Source organism: Photobacterium galatheae (assembly GCF_000695255.1).
Classification (GTDB): domain Bacteria; phylum Pseudomonadota; class Gammaproteobacteria; order Enterobacterales; family Vibrionaceae; genus Photobacterium; species Photobacterium galatheae.
Genome location: NZ_JMIB01000021.1, coordinates 221,900 through 238,305, shown reverse-complemented (window position 1 = coordinate 238,305; position 16,406 = coordinate 221,900). Strand labels below are relative to the sequence as shown.

Here is a 16,406-nt window from a genome sequence, read left to right as displayed (position 1 = left end):
TGGATGTTGCCGCTTAATTCGATATCCCCTTTGATGGAACAGCCTTGTGCAATGATAGTTGCAGTTGAGTGCTTACTTGTGTTTCCAGCACTTTTACTAAAGAGTCCCATTGGATGCTCCTCTCATGGTTAAACAGATAGTCAAAGTTATCGGGCCCCCAGTTAATGAAATATTTGGGGTTTAGTGCCCGACCCAGAAAACGTACCTCGTAGTGGAGGTGAGGGCCGGTAGAAGTACCGCTATTGCCTGATAGTGCAATCAGATCGCCTTTTCGGACGAAATCCCCGGTTTTGACCTTGAATGTCTTTAAGTGCGCATACAAGGTCATGAAGCCATAGCCATGATCAACTTTCAGTAGATTGCCATAGCCTTTTTTGCTCGGACGAACCAGCTCGATGACACCATCAGCTGGCGCGTAAACAGCTGTACCTGAACTGCTGCTCAGATCAATGCCGAGATGGCGCCGTTTATTCCCGAAGACCGGATGGTTGCGGGAACCATAGCTTGAAGATATACGGCGGTAATCCATTGGACTACCGTTCGGGATCACCTTCAGCATGGCGACACGAACCGCTGAGTTCAACGCGGCTGTATCCAACCGATCATTCAGCGGTTGTTCAGTTTCCGTATCAATACCCAGCACATTTTCAAGATCGTTCACGCGCCCGGTGATTTGCTCCAGCTCATAGCGCCGATCAGCCAGATTTTGCTCCAGTGACTGTCGATCACTTTCCAGGCTTGAAATTTCATCTTTCAGTTCGTTCGCATGACGACTTAACTGAGTTTTTTCCTGTTCTGTCTGATTGACGGCTGTCCATAAATACTGGATTGAAAATGCCATCACCACGACAGTGACCAGAAACAGCAGGAAAGTCGCGACCAGATTTCGGCGCAGGTACTTGCCTAACTGAAAATGGTAAGAACCATTAATTGTTGATATCGAGATTGTGAGTTGATCTTTCATTACGCTAAGCTCATTCGCTATCTCTAAGGCTTAGGCGACAAGCGGCTGGCAGAATTAACTTATATCAGGAAATGGTGATGTAAAATTGTGCTCTGTGGCATAAGTTCCTGCTTCGCATCCTGCGGCGTTGTCCCATTAAGCAACCAGAAAGAAGAAATACAAAAAAAGAATAAAAGCCAGCAAAATGGCAGCAAGCGTCGGGTAAATGATGTAGTAATCACCACCACGTCTGGCACGCTTGAAACACAGGTACACGAGCAGCCCGTTATAACCAAACAGTAACAGGCTGATTGTGGTTCCTGCATTCAGAGTCATCTGGTGCATCCTCAGCAGAAAATGACTGAGCAGGAAGTAATCCAGAACGATCAGCCATAGAAATAACTTTTGCAGTCCGTCTGGTCGGCGTACCCTTGGGTCAACAACAGAAGAAGATGCAGCTTTTTTCATGGGTTTCTTTCGCTAATGATGAGCAGACGGCAAAGGAATGCCTTTGCCGTTTGCAGGTTAAGATGCTTTGACGAAATCCTGTCGAATAACAGGCTGGTTTAATTCAGCTTCTTTACGTGCTTGCTGAACTGCCGGACCGTCTTTGTGTTTCGCCGGGCCTCTGAACAGGGTTTCCACCATACGCGCAGCCGAAGGTGTCAGCACGAACAGCTCAATCCGGCGGTTCTCGCTGGCACTGGGTGTTTCCGGATTCAGGGGGGCCTTGTCAGCCATGCCTGCAACCTGCAGGATACGCTGTTCCGGTGCGCCACCGGCGATCAGTGTCTGGCGGGCCACATTGGCACGGGATGCCGACAGCTCCCAGTTTGTTTTATCACTGACAGAGCGGCTGTAGCGAATGGCATCGGTATGGCCACTGATAATCAATGGGTTTTCGATCTTCTTGAAAATCGGGGCCAGCGCTAACAGCAAATCTTCAAAGAATGGGGTGAGCTGACTGCTGCCACGGTGGAACATGTTTTCGCGGAAGTCGTCTTGCAGGACAATCCGAAGACCCTGTGGGGTGACATCAACGTACATGTTGCCTTCAGCAGAAACCTGTTTTGCCAGTTCTTCAACGACTTTTGCCAGAACTTTGAGCTGCTCCTGGGTGTCATAAGTACCCTGAACCAGAGATTCTGTATACTGGCCATCGCCATTACCATCATAGAAAGAGGTGACTGTCATCGCTGCGTTATGCGAACTTAAATCAGAAGCGTCACCACCAAAGTCAATCGGAGACAGACTGGTGGAGCTGTCGAACGGGTTGCCGACACCTTGCTCGAACAGGCTCGAGCTGTTCATGTGTGCGACGATTGCATTACGCTGTGTTTGATCTGTGATGGCCAGAATCCAGAGAACCAGAAACAGAGCCATCAGGGCGATCATAAAGTCGGCAAAAGCGACTTTCCACGCGCCGCCATGACCGACATCATGGTCGTTCTGGCGTGCGCGTTTGATGATGATCTGATTGTGCCGTTGCATTATGCCTCCTGTTCAGACAGCCATTTTTCCATGTCGTTGAAGCTTGGCTTAATGTCCAGCTGAATGTTCTTACGGCCTGCATCGATTGCCAGCAGGGTTGGCTTCTTCGCTACATAAGCGACCAGTGTTGCGCGAACACATTCGAACGCAGACATGTCACGCTTTACGCGCTGAGACATGGCATTGCTCGCAGGGTCTAACACACAGTAACAGCCGAAAATACCCAGGAAAGTACCAACCAGTGCTGCGGCAATCTTAACGCCGATGACATCGATTTCGCTATTGATCACTTGCATGGTGATGATGATCCCCATCACAGCAGCCAGAATACCGAAACCGGGCAGGGCTTCTGCAGTGCGGTGCAGGGAACGGGAAGGCAGCAGCAAGTCATCTTCAATCGCCATGATTTCCTGTTCCAGCAATGTATCCAGTTCATGCGGTGACATCTGACCCATGGCCATCAGGCGCAGGTTGTCAGTAATGAAGGCAACCAGGTGGCTGTCATCTTTGACCAGTGGATAACGCTCGAAGATTTCACTGTTCTGCGGGTCTTCAATATGGCTGTCGAGAGACTTGAAGCCACCGTTACGGATTGTTTCAAGCAGAAGCTGCATCAGGCCCATCAACTGCATGTAGTATTCTTGTTCATTTTTACGCGGCTTTAAAATATGGCGAAGCTGGATGCGCATTTCACGAATCACATGGGGTGGGTTACCGATAATGATGGACCCCAGTGCTGCACCGACAATAATCAGAATTTCAGCAGGCTGCCAGATGGCCGAAAAGTTGCCACCAGCCCATTTGAAACCGCCGAATACGCAGAGAATAATGACGATTGCGCCGGTAAATTTTTGCATTTCAGTTTGCTCCTATCAGCAAAGATATTGATTCAGTTGTTTCAGGGCCTGCTTATGAAGCTGGCACACGCGTGGCGGTGTCAGGTTGAGCACCAGTGCAATTTCATGCAGGTTCATATCATGTTGATAGAACAGGGTGAGCAAGAGCTGTTCGCGAGATTTCAGCTTGCCCAGTGCCACATTCAGGGTGCGGCGAATATGTTCATGACGGACAGACTCACCGCCGTCATTGGTCATTGAAAAGTCGTTGCCGCTTTCCAGAAGCTGATCCAGGCTTTGCATCTCACTGGCCATCGACGCGTTGAGGCGCTGCAGATAGTCCGCCTGATCGGTTCCGAGGGCTTCAATAATTTCAGCTTCGCTTGGCTGGCGGCCAAGTTTTTTCATTAAATCACGCGTGACGTCATTGAGTTCATGCGCCTGCTGACGGGTCTGGCGTGAGCGCCAGTCCAGCCGGCGAAGCTCATCCAGAATGGAGCCTCGGATACGACAGACGGCGAAAGAAGGAAAGTTCGGATCTTCGACATTGCCGTAACGGCGGCCGGCCTCTAACAGCCCCATCAGACCGATTTGCTGCATATCTTCCAGACTGCAATGGGTGCTGACATGACTGCGGAGTTGGTTGACAACACGTTTCACAAGAACCAGGTGATCGCGGATCAGCTTATTTTCGTTGATGACCGGGCTGTTTTGCCCGGTTTCCTGTTCGTTGTCGTAATGTTCAGTCGGGTTGATATCAAGCATAAGCGCCTCACTGAATCACATATTTGGTCAGTAATACGTTGTCGATAGTATGGGCGTAACGGGTTTTATCAAATGCATTCATTAGCGTGCCTTTGACTTCGTTCTGTAGCTCATCAATCGTGCGCTGGTTCTGTAACTGTTCGTAAGTCTTGTCACTGAACAATTTCAGCAAGGCGTTTTGAATAACCGGCATGTAGTTATCAATGCCCTCAATTGCTTCCGGACGACGGGTTTCCAGGGCCAATTCCATCATAATGAAATGAGTCTGGCGTTCTCCTTTTACTGACAGCACCAGTTTTTCCAGCGGATGGAAGACAGGATCTAAATTCTCAGGTTGGCCAAAGGGGAGACTAAAGTTTGTACCGCTTTCGCCCTGATGACTTTTGACGTACCAGAGGGTACCGCCGACGCTGGCTGCTGCCACCAGAACACTGGTGATCAGCATGATGATAATGATCAAGACGAGATTACGCTGGGTCATGAAAATAGCTCCTCATCAGGCTCTGGTTGACAGCCAATGGCCTGAATCTGTTGTTGTTATCTGGTGGTCATCTGTGTGTTGATTAGCAAAGATGACAGGTTGTGAGTCTTCTTCTGTGTGTTCCTGCTGTTGTCCCTGACGGCCATCGCCGACGTTCACATCAACATGAACAAAATTTTGGTCCTGCAGTTCGGCACGTAAGCGTTCAGATACCTGAACCAGCGCATCCCGGACCGCAGACTGATTCGCGTGAATCTGAACACTGAGGCGGTCACCGTCCATACGAACGATTAAATCCAGTTTGCCCAGGTCAGGCGGGTCCAGTCGAATGCGTGCTTCCTGAAGATTCTGGCTGGCCTGTAACTGCACTCTGTCTTGCAGCACCTGCATCATTTGTTCGCCCCATTTGCTTTGCTGCCCTTGCGGCAGTTTGACACTGGCCCATTCAACTTGAGTGGCAGCAGGTGAGCCAGGTGCTGAAGCGGATTGTGAGTGTGTTGGACTGGCGCCGTGATCTGCCGACAGGCCAGTGACGAGCGCTTGTAAGGAAGACGTGCTGTTCGCTAAGCGGTTGTCGCTCAGACCTGATAAAGTTGTTTCCTGCTGAACGCCGGACTGTGCTTGTTGCATCAGAACTGAGAGACGCTCAGCGGATGAAGTGGCCCCTTGTTGACCTGAAACACCCTGACGTTCGCCATTAGCGTTCGCGGCAGCCGTTTGCATCAGATGCGCGTCACGAACCGAAGCTGTTCCCGATTTACCTGTCGCGCCAATCGCCATTTGTTCTGCGGCTGCATTGCCCGAGAGGGCGGAACCGGTTCCCAGTTGTTTTTCAGCCTGAGCCAGCAAGTTCGCGATGATGTCCGCTGCGACAGCAGGGGTCAGTGTGTTGTCACCTGACTCAGTCTGCGCATTTGATTCAGCGAGTGTTTGAGGCTCGTCTGCAGAAAAAGCCCCTTCAGTGCCCATGTTGCTTTGGCTGCCTCGTGGCGCTTTACGCTGCAGCGTGTCGGTGAAACTGGTGGATTTGTCATCCTGAGACGGTTTGACGATACCGCCGTTGATGTCGCCAGTTTCACTGTTGCTGTGAGCCAGTTTGGAATTTGAGACGATAGTATTCATTAAAGCTCCATGTTCATGGCCATCTGATATGCCAAAAGTCCTTCTTTTCCTTCACTGACGGCATTCATGTCTTGCTGAAGTTTGTCTTTGTTTTCCTTGACGGCACTAATCGCCGCAAGATGACTGCTTTTCAGGTGGTTTAATGCCTGAATCTGTTCATGACTGAAAGACTCATGCTGTAAACTCAGCAGTACCTTTTGCAGTGTCTGGTCAAGCTGTTGCAAACGGTTCCAGTCGTGCTCGGCAACTGCGCGGTCGATATTCTGCTTCAGATTGTGCAGTTGAGTGACCGTGATGTTAGGCATGCTGTCCGAATCCTTCCCAGCCTTCACGAATGTTCTTCATGACTTTCTCAACGGAGTCGAGATGCTCGGCTTTGTTCTCAGAGCTCGCCTTGAAAAGCTCAGCAATGCAAAACTCGTAAAGGTCATGCAGGTTGGCAGCAAGTTCGTCACCTGCTTCGATATCCAACGCACTGTCCAGGCCAATCAGAATGTTCATGCACTTACTGATTCCTTTACTTTTGGCTTCCAAACGTTTGGATTCGATGTGACCTTTGACCCGGATGAGTTCATCCAACAGGCCATCGATCAGCATCAGGACAAGCTGATGCGGGTTTGCCGATGCGGCCTGGGCATCCAGATCAACGCTTTGATAAGAATCAAAGCCCGAGTTTTGCATTAGCATGGGTAGCTCCTTTAAATCGCGAATAATCCGCTTGTTTGGTTCATTTGTGTCATCAACTGGTTCATCTGGGTGAATTGCGCAAGATAACGGTCATAAGACATCTGATATTTACGCTCCAGGCCCGACAACTTGTCGTCGATCCGGCTGATGTTTTGCTGCAGGCTGTCCTTACGGCTCTTGAAGACCCCATCAGAGAATGACAGGTAAGGTTTGACGGTTGCTTCAAGAGAGTCGAACAGCTGATCTGTGCCGTTAAACATTTCGCCGAGCGCTGCCGGGTCTTTGGCTTGCGCGGCTTCGAATTTCTCGTTATCAATGGCCAGTTTGCCGTTTCGGTCGATGCTGACACCCACGGAATACAGGCTCTGGCTGTTGTAGTTCTGACGGAAAATGCTGCTGATTTGGTTTTCCAGTGAACGGAGTGTACCGTCACCGGCCAGAACGCCGCGTTTTTCATCTTCTGAACCGGTTTTGGTGTACTTGTCGATTTCAGACATCAGGGCGTTGTAGCTTTCAACCAGCTTGTTCAGTTGCTCTTTGGTCGCTTCTTTATCTGCGCCTACAGACATGCCTACCGGTTGATCGCCGCTTTTCTGCGCTTTAGTGACGGTCAGATCGACTCCATCAATCACCCCTTCAAAGGTATTGGAGCTGTTGGTCAGTTTCAGGCCTGTTCCTTCAGCCCCCAGCCAGATCACGGCATCCTGAGGTGTGGTGATGTCACTGGCGCTTGCAAAGGCATTTTCAAAGGTGGCATCACCAGTCCCGCTTGCACTGACAGAGATAGCATTGGCAGAACCAGTTTCCTTGCCGGACAGCATGAAGTGCGTTTCACCATTGGCACGGACCAGGGTGGCGTTTACACCCGGATTGTTTTCATCATTATTGATGGCATTAACAAGCTCCTGAACGGTTGCTGTGCCGTCGCTGTCGGTATCTACAGTGGACAGATCCAGGTTCAGGGTTTTGCCATCCATGGTAATCATCATGGTGCCTGTTGCCGGAACCGGTGTTGATGACGTTGTGCCAGCACCCAGATCAACACTCATTTGGTGTGCTGTTGCAACTTGCTCAACAAAGACCTGATATTCACCTGCCAGTGCATTCCCGTCCACACTGGCACTCAGGTTGCCTTCCTGAGAGAAGGTTGCGTTGTTTTTAACAACGCTGTCATTCAGGCCATTCATGTCTTCCACGGCAGTACGGAACGCACGCAGAGCTGATTCGATTTTGCCGTAGGCAGAAATCTGACTCTGATATTTATCAGACTGAGTCTGATAACGATTCTGGAATGGTTGTACCTCATAAGTGGCAAGCTGTTGCGCCATACTGATCGGATCAATGGAACTCATGGGAAAACTCCTTTATTTATTGCTACTAAAGCAAATAGTGTGCCATTAAGGTAAATTACTAAATTTAATAGGATTTATCTGTTCAGACTCCGATTGGCGGAAGCAAGATTTCCGATCGGGTTTCCGCTGGACCTTCCGGCTTATGAAGTCCGCTTCCAGTGCGGAAAGCCATTCCGTATCAGCTGGAATCGATAGATATTCCCGTAGGACCGATGACATAGAATTTTGTATCGACTATGTAACATCCCAACAAATGAGGGCGGCATATTGGCTGAAGGCATTAAGATGTAATGGAAGTGGTAGGCTTTGATGCAGATAAAAAAAGAAAACCGGAAACCTGCAGGTTTCCGGTGTGATAGAGAACGAATGACAGGCCAATTGGGTACAGGCCTGTCTTTTGGACAGGGTTACTGTGTTGAGGCTTTCAGAGTGACGCCACTGTACTGAGAATAGCCATTCAGCAGAATGGAGTAGGTGCCTGGCGTGGCGCCGGAGAATGTACAGACTTCATTATTGCCGTAACGGTAAGGTCGGCAGTCCCAGTTTTGTTTTGTGGCTTCAGTTCCAAAAGAAACGTACAAATCGACATCGCCGCTACCGCCACTGGTGCTGATTTGCAGTGTTTTCTGGGCTGGAAGTTCGAAACTGTAACGAACCTGACTACCAGTTGCACCGGACAGACCTGTCACAGGAACGCCATCTTTCAGCACATTTCCGGTGGGTGGTGGGGTGGTGCCGCCGGTTGCATTCGCCGTTTCAATCGCATATGCCAGACCAAGCTTGGTGAACTTCACCGCATGTGCGCCTGTGGGATCGGAGTTCTCCAGCGTGTCATGCATGGTATGGATCTTCGGATTGTAATCGTTAAATTTCGATTCAAATGGCATCGCCGCCGGGAAACCTGCGTTATGCCAGGATGCATGGTCAGAGCAAGCATAACCACAGCGATCGAAGCCGTATGTGATCGTGGGAATGTACTCATCGACCAGTCGGGTCAGGAAGGTGGTGAGGTTACTGTCGGTATAGTCCGTGATAAAGACGATATCTTCAGGAGAACCATTGTAATTCGTCATGTCCAGCTGCAGGGCGGAAACGACATTTTTCCCTTCTGATTGATACCGGTTTGCCAAATCCTGCGAACCACGCAGGCCGACCTCTTCTGCGGCATAAGCCATGAAAGCAATACTGCGTTTCGGCTTGAAGTTGTTTTCTGATAAGACCCGGATCACTTCGGTGACGCTGGCAATGCCGGATGCATCGTCATCTGCACCGGGCGCAACGCTGTTTTCACCGGTGTGGGAGCCGATGGTGGAGTCCAGGTGACCGCCGATGATAACCCACTCATCCGGTTTTTCAGAGCCTGTGATTGTCAGCACGACAGATTTCTGGTTGTAACCAGCATGAGAAACCTGCTGAACACTTGCATTCGGTAGTGAAGCTGTGAGCGAGCGCCATTCATTTGCGATCCAGTCAGATGCCTGTGCACCAGAAGTGGTTGTATAGAAACGGTTGATGAAACTGGTCAGTGAGCCGATGGTGCCTGTGATGGCGGATGCGTTGATCTGCGGTAACCATGCATTCACAATATCTTGCTGTGTGATATCCGGAATGGGGAAGGCTGCCAGAGTTTCTGGCATGATGCTGGCTGCCATTGCACTCTCTGCTGAAGAATGCACCATATAACCGCCACAGCGGTGATGATCTTCATGCATTTGGTGAGATAACTCGGCTAATTGTTTGTCATTGACTTGACCGACCCATGCTTTGCTGTTGCTTGCCAGTGAATCAGGCAGAATCGATTGTGCCTGTGACTGCATCACCGATTTCAGTGTTTGGGTGGCATCAGAACCAATCGAAATCCAGACCTTATCTTCTTCGTCTGCATAGGCTTGTGTGCATACCGCAGAAATGATCAGTGCCAATGCCGTTGTTGTGTTTTTCATATGTTCTCCCTGTTATTTTTTTGTTAAACCAACAAAACTTAAGTCAGTTCCAGAGAAAAGCGAAATTCTTCTTTGTATTCAATGCGTAATGATAAGTTGTCACAAAGTTGTCAATAGGGTGATAATTAATTTGCGGTGTCTGTTTTTTCGCCACTTAAAACTGCTGAATCTTGAATTTTCAGAGTTATCTATAGCTAAAATGATTAATTAAGGTGGAAAGCAATACGGGAGGAAATGATCAGTGAACTTCTGTTTTTGCGAGCTATAACGAAAAAAAGCCCCGAAATCGGGGCTTTTAATATTTGAGTGACTTTGGTCGTTGTTTCTGAGTCTAATCCGGGGATTAGCGCAGCAGAGACATTGCCATGCCAGACAGCTGGTTCGTTTGAGACAGTACGTTAGTACCGGCTTGCATCAGCATCTGGTTCTTCGTCATGTTTGAAGTTTCTACAGCGAAGTCGGTATCAGTGATACGGCCTTTCGCAGCAGTGGTGTTCTCAACCATGTTGCCCAGGTTAGTGATGGTGTGTTCCAGACGGTTGATGTTCGCACCCAGTGCAGCACGTGCGCCACCGATAGTGTCCAGAGTTGCTGTGATGGTTGTCATTGCCGTTTGGGCTGCTGTTTGGTTAGTTGTACCAGTTGCGCCACCAAAGCCAGTCAGTGATGCAATTGTACCGCTAGCAGCCAGTGCGCTAACAACGTTCTGAACTTTGGCATCAATACCTGAGAAGCTCAGTGTTTCTGCAGTTGAGCCACCAATTTGCAGAGTGATACCGCCGCCTTTCACACCACCTGTGCCAAACAGAGTTTCGCCTGCATATTTGGTGTTTGCCATCACGCTGCCCAGCTCGCTGGTCAGTTCAGCGAATTCAGCTTGCAGTGCTTGCTGGTCGTTGACAGAGTTTGTACCGTTCGCAGCCTGAGTGGCCAGGTCGTTCATGCGGTAAAGGATGTTGGTTGCTTCGTCCAGTGCACCTTCAGCAGTTTGCATCATAGAGATGCCGTCTTGTGAGTTGCGCATTGCAACTGACATGCCACGCGTTTGTGCTTCCAGGCGGCTAGAGATTTGCAGACCAGCTGCATCGTCAGCAGCAGAGTTGATGCGGTAGCCAGTCGCCAGACGCTCCATGGCTTTGTTCAGCATGTTACCTGTGCCGTTCAGAGTGTTTTGCGTTACCAGAGATGCGTAGTTGGTGTGCATTGATAGAGCCATGAAAATTCTCCTTAGTTTTACATCTTCATATTGGTTTTTTTAACGCCACACAATGTCGTATGTTGTTCCGTGTGGCCGTCATTCCTACTCGCTAATATGAGGCGGAAGAGGCTCTGAGAAGATTAATCAGGAAAGTAAAAAAAATTGATTTTTTCACATTGGTCGGATGTCTTTATTGATGTTTAAATCGACGAAAACCCTTAAAAAACAATTGTTTGATTGTATTCTAAAGTTCTAAAATGAATGGTGAAAAAAATAATAAAATGACCTGAATCAGGGAAGCTGGCTTGAAGTGAGATTCAAAAATGATTTGATTGAGGATGGATTAATCCGTATTTGACTCTGATCGGTGAGGCAGATTTGTTCGATGGAACCGTGGGTTTCATCAAAATGACACGATATTGTCGCGGTGGTTGCTGAGATAAATAAAAAACGCCAGCGGGTGTGGCTGGCGTTTTTTATTTATCTGTCATCATGACTGAACGAGTTTTAGTTTTCTGGGTGCCGAAAAGGACGTCGGAATATCGCTGATATAGCCAAAATAATATCCGGCACCTAATCTTCTAAATCGGATCAGGTCATGCTGCGTGGCAACACGGCCGGCCACAAAGTCGATGTCGTTTTGCCGGAGGAAGCGAATCACAGGTAACAGCCCTTGCTTAAAGCTGGTGTCTTCACTCATCTGAGCCATTTTAATCGCAGCCGGTGGCGTTTTATCCAGCAAAGGCAAATAGGGGGTGGGTAATCGCAGATCAACCCAGACGGCCAGACTGGCATCATGCAGCCAACGGAGCAAGGCACTGAGCTGCTCTGGGTCTAAATGGGGTTGAAAGAGCTGAATACAGGGCACGATATCTCGCATAGCCTTCCCATGGTGCTCATACAACGCCGTGAGAAACTGATGACCGGGCTCCCAGTTCAGCAGGGTCTCCGCCTGCAAAGGCACAACTAAGGGATTTATCAGACTCGGGATAATGGTTTCCTGCTGGAATTTGATATGTTTGATCGCCAGAAGCAGGCCAAACAAGTCAAGGGCGTAACGCATTTCATCTGACAGGTCAAAACGATAAACGCTTTGCTCATTGTTGCTGCCGAAACGCAGGGTGAGGTGCTGGAAGGTCACCTCATTGGATTCGGTATGCCGGATGGGCTGGCAGGCATGACGAATATCATTATGCTGCATGGCCTCTAACAGAATGAAATCATCCGGTGTCCGGGCTGCCTGAATCAGCAGCCCTCTCGTATGTTCGCCAAGGGCGGTGTCGGTAAACAGCTTAGCCAAGGTTTCCTACCACGTTGATTTGCTTGTGCTCTGGGATCTCATTATAAGACAAGACCGCCAGACCTTGCGCAAATGTACGCGCATAACGTGACAGAAGTGGTCGAAGTTGTGGCATGACCAGTAAAACGGGTGGCATATTCTGTTGTTTCAGCTGTTGTTTCACCAGCGGCAGATTCTGCTGGAATTGCTGAAGAATATTTGGCTCGACCGGGAAGCTGTCCAGCGCGACCTGACCGTTCGCCTGTGCCTGCTGTAGCGATTGCAGCAGAATTTGTTCGAGATCATCTGCCAATGTGTAGACGTTGAGATCTTTCCGATCCCCGTTAATCAGGTTCACCAGTGTACGGCGCAGGCTGCAACGGACATCGGCTGCAAGCAGGATTGGGTCTTTGGTGTTTTCAACGCTATCCAGCATGGTATTGGCAATGGTGCGGATATCTTTCACCGGGACTTGATCTTGCAACAACTGACGGAAGACTTTCAATTGCTGCGCGGGCGTAATGGCATTGCCTAATGCCTCAGCCAGTTTTGGCGCTTGTGCCGACAGGCGCTGCATCATGCTTTCGACATCGTCATGCGTAAACAGATCGGCCAGGTTATTCTTCATGATTTTGCTCAGGTGCGTTGCAATCACCGTGGCATCATCAATCACCTGATATCCCATGTTCAGGGCTTTCGCTTTATCGCTGGGTTCAATCCAGACCGCTGGCAGCTGGTAAGCCGGGTCAGTGCCCAGAATCCCATCAATCTCACCGTAGGTTTCGCCCACAGCAATGGCCATCAGACGATCCGGTTCGATTTCACCCTGCTCGATGATCTCACCGTGCACCGCAATGGTGTACTGATTCGGACGCAGGCTGAGGTTGTCCTGAATACTGATTTCCGGCAGCAGGTAGCCAACCTGTTCAGACAGAGTTTTCCGAATGCCACGAATGCGTTGGGTGAGCGGGGCACCCTGATCTTTATTTACCAGATGAACCAGACGGAAACCCAGTTGCAGTGACAGACTGTGTACATGCGGAATGTCTTCCCAGGCGAGTGTCTGCTCACTTTCACGGCGCATTGCGTGACTGAGCTGTTCAACCTGCTCAAGCTGCGTATCATGCTGTGGTGTTTTCGCTTGTCGCCATCCGGCATAGGCCAGGACTGCGGCGAATGCGTAAAATGCCAGATGTGGCATGCCCGGTACGCTGCCGACAATCGCCATAATTGCGGCTGCGATAAACAGGGTTGCCGGGGTTGCTAACAGCTGGTTTCGCATGGCCTCTGCCATGTCATCATCACTGTCATTGATGCGGGTGACAATAATCGCAGCAGAAGTGGCCAGCAACAGGGAAGGGATCTGAGCAACCAGACCGTCACCAATGGTCAGCAGGGCAAAAGTCTTGAACGCTTCCGCTGCGGTCATGTCGAATTCGAACACACCAATGCTGACACCACCAATAATATTGATGAACAGAATCAGCAGACCGGCAATGGCATCACCACGGACAAACTTGGATGCACCGTCCATTGAGCCGTAGAAGTCGGCTTCATTGGCGACGTCTTTTCGGCGTTGTTTGGCGCGTTCCTGATCGATCAGACCGGCGTTCAGGTCGGCATCAATGGCCATTTGTTTACCGGGCAGGGCATCTAGGGTAAAGCGAGCGGCCACTTCGGAAATCCGCTCACCACCTTTGGTGATCACGACAAAGTTGATGATCATCAGAATGACGAATACAACCATACCGACGACATAGTTACCGCCGATGACCACTTCACCGAAGGCCTGGATGACCTTACCGGCGGCATCCCCCCCCTGATGGCCTTCCAGCAGCACGACACGGGTCGATGCAACGTTCAGTGTCAGGCGGAGCAGGGTCGCAACCAGCAGAATGGTCGGGAATACGGAGAAATCCAGCGGTCGCTTTGCCGTTGTGCTGACCAGCAGCACCATAATTGCCAACACAATGTTGAACGTAAACATCGCGTCGAGCAGCATGGGCGGCAAAGGCAACATGACCATCGCCAGTATCATGAGCAGCGCAGCAGGAATGCTGATATAGCTGCGCTTAAAATGGTTCAGTTGAGGTAGCCGGTTTAGCATGGGTTTGATCTCTCTCCTGCCTTAATACTGTAGGTGGCGTGGGATAACAAAAGTCGGTAATGGCTGTGGTTGTCCGCCTTTGCCGGTTCGGAAGGCTTTCAACTGCATGACATAGGTCAGAATGTGCGCCACAGCAATATACAGTTGGTTCGGCACGGCCTGTTCCAACTGCGTTGTATGGTAAATTGCCCGCGTCAGTGGTGGTGAATTCAACACTTCAACATTGTTTTCTCGGGCAATACGCTGAATATGCTGCGCCATTTCATCGACGCCTTTGGCGACCACAAAAGGGGCGTCATACATGGCCGGGTCGTATTTGATCGCCACGGCATAGTGGGTCGGGTTGGTGATCACAACGTCTGCCTGTGGCACCGTCTTTTCAACTTTTCGTCTTGCAAACTGTTGCTGAATCTGACGGATGCGTTGTTTGACTTCCGGGCGGCCTTCGCTGTTTTTATATTCTTCTTTGATTTCCTGCTTGGTCATTTTCAGCTGTTTCAGGTGTTCCCAACGCTGGTAGGGAACGTCTAACAGACCGAAGAGAAGCAGGGCGATGCCCATCATGAGTACGCCATCGAACAAAATCTGCATAATCGCGACGACACCCTGTCGCAGCGACTGGTTTTGCATCGCCAGCAGTTCAGCCAGGTGAGCATTCAGATACAGATAAAGCAGTAACAGCAGCACGGTGACTTTCAGCGATGATTTCAGCAACTCCACCAGTGAGCGGGTTGAAAACATACGCTTGATTCCGGAAAGAGGACTGATTTTTGACAGCTTGGGCATCACACCTGCCGGATAAAACAGCCATCCGCCCAGAAGCAGGCTTCCGCCAATAGCCGCCAGCAGAATCACCATGAACAGCGGCAGCAGTAATTCGATCACAATCGCCAGGCTCTGGCCCACATGTTCGATGCCCTTCCAGGGGGACTGCAAGTCTTCGCGGGTTAGCTGCATGTTGAAACGAAAGACACCGCTCATGGCATCCCAAATGGTATTGATCTGGATGGAAAAGAAATAAACCACGACCAGAAAAATGACCGCAGCAGTCAGATCTTTGGCACGGGGAATTTGCCCCTGTTCCCGTGCTTTGCGGATTTTCTGGGGCGTGGCCTTTTCTGTTTTGTCCTGAGTACTCTGATCACTCATATGCCGTTTCCTGCGACGTAGCGGGTCAGTGCCTGCAATGTGGTATGAACAAATTCGGTGTAGCGTGTCGGAACGCCACTGATGGCGATGAGCATGCTGAACAAACCCAATAACATCGTCATTGGAAAGCCCAGAGCGTAAATGTTCAGGCTGGGAGCGGCCCGGTTCATCACGCCAAAGCTGATGTTCGCCAGCAGCATTGAAATAATGGCCGGTAGCGCTAACGCCAGGGCAGAAGCAAACATCCAGCTGACCATAGAAATCACCTGGTGGAGTGTGGCTTCACTGATTCCGGAGCCGACCGGCCAGATATGAAAACTCTGAACCAGAATATCAATCACCACTAAATGGCCGTCCAGCGCCAGAAACAGCAGTGTACTGAACATCAGGAACATCCGGCCCAACAGGGCAACAGACATGCCGTTTACCGGATCATTCATGATGGCCATACTCAGCCCCATCTGCATGGAAACAATCTGGCCCAGCATAGTCATGGTGGTGAAGAGCAGATGCAGGATGAAGCCGAAAAAGACGCCCCAAATGGCTTGCTCAAATGCCAGTATGATGGCTTTGAGCGAGAGGGGATCCACCGCCGGCATCGCGGGCATCAGGGGCGCAATCAACATGCTGATGGACAGGGCAAACAGCAGGCGTACCCAGAGCGGAATGGCACCATCGCCAAAGAAAGGCATGGCGACCAGTGCAGCTCCCAGGCGGAAGAATGGCCACCAGACTTGCCCGAGCCAGGCTGTGATTTGCGCGAAAGTGAAATCCATCAGCCGATCATTCCCGGAATGTTGTGAAACAACTGCGTGAACAGTTCAATCAGTTTTCTGAGCATCCAGTGACCGGCAAAAATGACCATCAGCAGGGTGACCAGCAAACGGGGCAGAAAGCTGAGGGTCTGTTCATTGATTTGGGTCGCCGCCTGAAAGACAGCAATCAGCAGACCAACCAACAGGCCGGGTATGACCAGTACCATCACAATGGTAATGATCATCCAGACAGCATTTGAAAACAGGGTGACGACGAGTTCCGGTGTCATGGTTGTTC

General features: G+C 50.2%; 17 protein-coding genes. All 17 read right to left on the bottom strand.

Going from position 1 to position 16,406, the window contains the following annotated elements; genetic code table 11:
• Positions 1 to 13: 13 nt before the first annotated feature.
• A complete protein-coding gene (locus EA58_RS10865) occupies positions 14 to 964 on the bottom strand; it encodes a M23 family metallopeptidase (RefSeq protein ID WP_036752361.1) in 951 nt (316 codons plus the stop codon).
• 135 nt (positions 965 to 1,099) lie between these two features.
• Complete coding sequence (locus EA58_RS10860) at positions 1,100 to 1,411, bottom strand: hypothetical protein (RefSeq protein ID WP_051642023.1); 312 nt, start codon at positions 1,409 to 1,411, stop codon at positions 1,100 to 1,102.
• 57 nt (positions 1,412 to 1,468) lie between these two features.
• Positions 1,469 to 2,434 carry a flagellar motor protein MotB gene (locus EA58_RS10855; protein ID WP_051642022.1) on the bottom strand — a complete coding sequence of 322 codons (966 nt, stop codon included), beginning with the start codon at positions 2,432 to 2,434 and terminating at the stop codon, positions 1,469 to 1,471.
• Positions 2,434 to 3,291, bottom strand: a complete 858-nt coding sequence (gene motA / locus EA58_RS10850; RefSeq protein ID WP_036752359.1) for a flagellar motor stator protein MotA — start codon at positions 3,289 to 3,291, stop codon at positions 2,434 to 2,436. Before motA ends, EA58_RS10855 begins: the two co-directional genes overlap by 1 nt.
• 15 nt (positions 3,292 to 3,306) lie before the next feature.
• Positions 3,307 to 4,035, bottom strand: coding sequence for a FliA/WhiG family RNA polymerase sigma factor (locus tag EA58_RS10845; RefSeq protein ID WP_036752356.1), 729 nt, complete (start codon positions 4,033 to 4,035; stop codon positions 3,307 to 3,309).
• A 7-nt stretch (positions 4,036 to 4,042) separates the two neighbouring features.
• Positions 4,043 to 4,516, bottom strand: a complete 474-nt coding sequence (locus tag EA58_RS10840; protein WP_036752354.1) for a flagellar basal body-associated FliL family protein — start codon at positions 4,514 to 4,516, stop codon at positions 4,043 to 4,045.
• Positions 4,517 to 4,531: 15 nt separating this feature from the next.
• Positions 4,532 to 5,638, bottom strand: coding sequence for a flagellar hook-length control protein FliK (locus EA58_RS20905; RefSeq protein ID WP_051642021.1), 1,107 nt, complete (start codon positions 5,636 to 5,638; stop codon positions 4,532 to 4,534).
• Complete coding sequence (locus EA58_RS10830) at positions 5,638 to 5,943, bottom strand: hypothetical protein (protein ID WP_036752352.1); 306 nt, start codon at positions 5,941 to 5,943, stop codon at positions 5,638 to 5,640. The genes EA58_RS20905 and EA58_RS10830 overlap by 1 nt, the downstream gene beginning before the upstream one ends.
• Complete coding sequence (gene fliS / locus EA58_RS10825; protein ID WP_036752349.1) at positions 5,936 to 6,325, bottom strand: flagellar export chaperone FliS; 390 nt, start codon at positions 6,323 to 6,325, stop codon at positions 5,936 to 5,938. The genes EA58_RS10830 and fliS overlap by 8 nt, the downstream gene beginning before the upstream one ends.
• A gap of 11 nt (positions 6,326 to 6,336) precedes the next feature.
• The gene (gene fliD, locus EA58_RS10820; protein WP_036752346.1) at positions 6,337 to 7,677 is read right to left on the bottom strand and encodes a flagellar filament capping protein FliD; all 1,341 of its coding nucleotides are present in this window, start codon (positions 7,675 to 7,677) and stop codon (positions 6,337 to 6,339) included.
• A gap of 407 nt (positions 7,678 to 8,084) precedes the next feature.
• Positions 8,085 to 9,620, bottom strand: a complete 1,536-nt coding sequence (locus EA58_RS10815) for a M28 family metallopeptidase (RefSeq protein WP_036752343.1) — start codon at positions 9,618 to 9,620, stop codon at positions 8,085 to 8,087.
• Positions 9,621 to 9,963: 343 nt separating this feature from the next.
• Positions 9,964 to 10,836: a lateral flagellin LafA gene (lafA, locus tag EA58_RS10810; protein ID WP_036752341.1), complete on the bottom strand. Its 873-nt coding sequence runs from the start codon at positions 10,834 to 10,836 to the stop codon at positions 9,964 to 9,966.
• Between the two features lie 472 nt (positions 10,837 to 11,308).
• The gene (locus EA58_RS10805) at positions 11,309 to 12,118 is read right to left on the bottom strand and encodes an EAL domain-containing protein (protein ID WP_051642020.1); all 810 of its coding nucleotides are present in this window, start codon (positions 12,116 to 12,118) and stop codon (positions 11,309 to 11,311) included.
• Positions 12,111 to 14,204, bottom strand: a complete 2,094-nt coding sequence (gene flhA, locus EA58_RS10800; RefSeq protein WP_036752338.1) for a flagellar biosynthesis protein FlhA — start codon at positions 14,202 to 14,204, stop codon at positions 12,111 to 12,113. The genes EA58_RS10805 and flhA overlap by 8 nt, the downstream gene beginning before the upstream one ends.
• 21 nt (positions 14,205 to 14,225) lie before the next feature.
• Positions 14,226 to 15,353, bottom strand: coding sequence for a flagellar biosynthesis protein FlhB (gene flhB / locus EA58_RS10795; protein ID WP_036752335.1), 1,128 nt, complete (start codon positions 15,351 to 15,353; stop codon positions 14,226 to 14,228).
• Positions 15,350 to 16,129 carry a flagellar biosynthetic protein FliR gene (fliR, locus tag EA58_RS10790; protein WP_036752333.1) on the bottom strand — a complete coding sequence of 260 codons (780 nt, stop codon included), beginning with the start codon at positions 16,127 to 16,129 and terminating at the stop codon, positions 15,350 to 15,352. Before fliR ends, flhB begins: the two co-directional genes overlap by 4 nt.
• On the bottom strand, positions 16,129 to 16,398 hold the full coding sequence (gene fliQ / locus EA58_RS10785; RefSeq protein ID WP_036752330.1) for a flagellar biosynthesis protein FliQ: 270 nt from the start codon (positions 16,396 to 16,398) through the stop codon (positions 16,129 to 16,131). The genes fliR and fliQ overlap by 1 nt, the downstream gene beginning before the upstream one ends.
• Between the last annotated feature and the right edge of the window lie 8 nt (positions 16,399 to 16,406).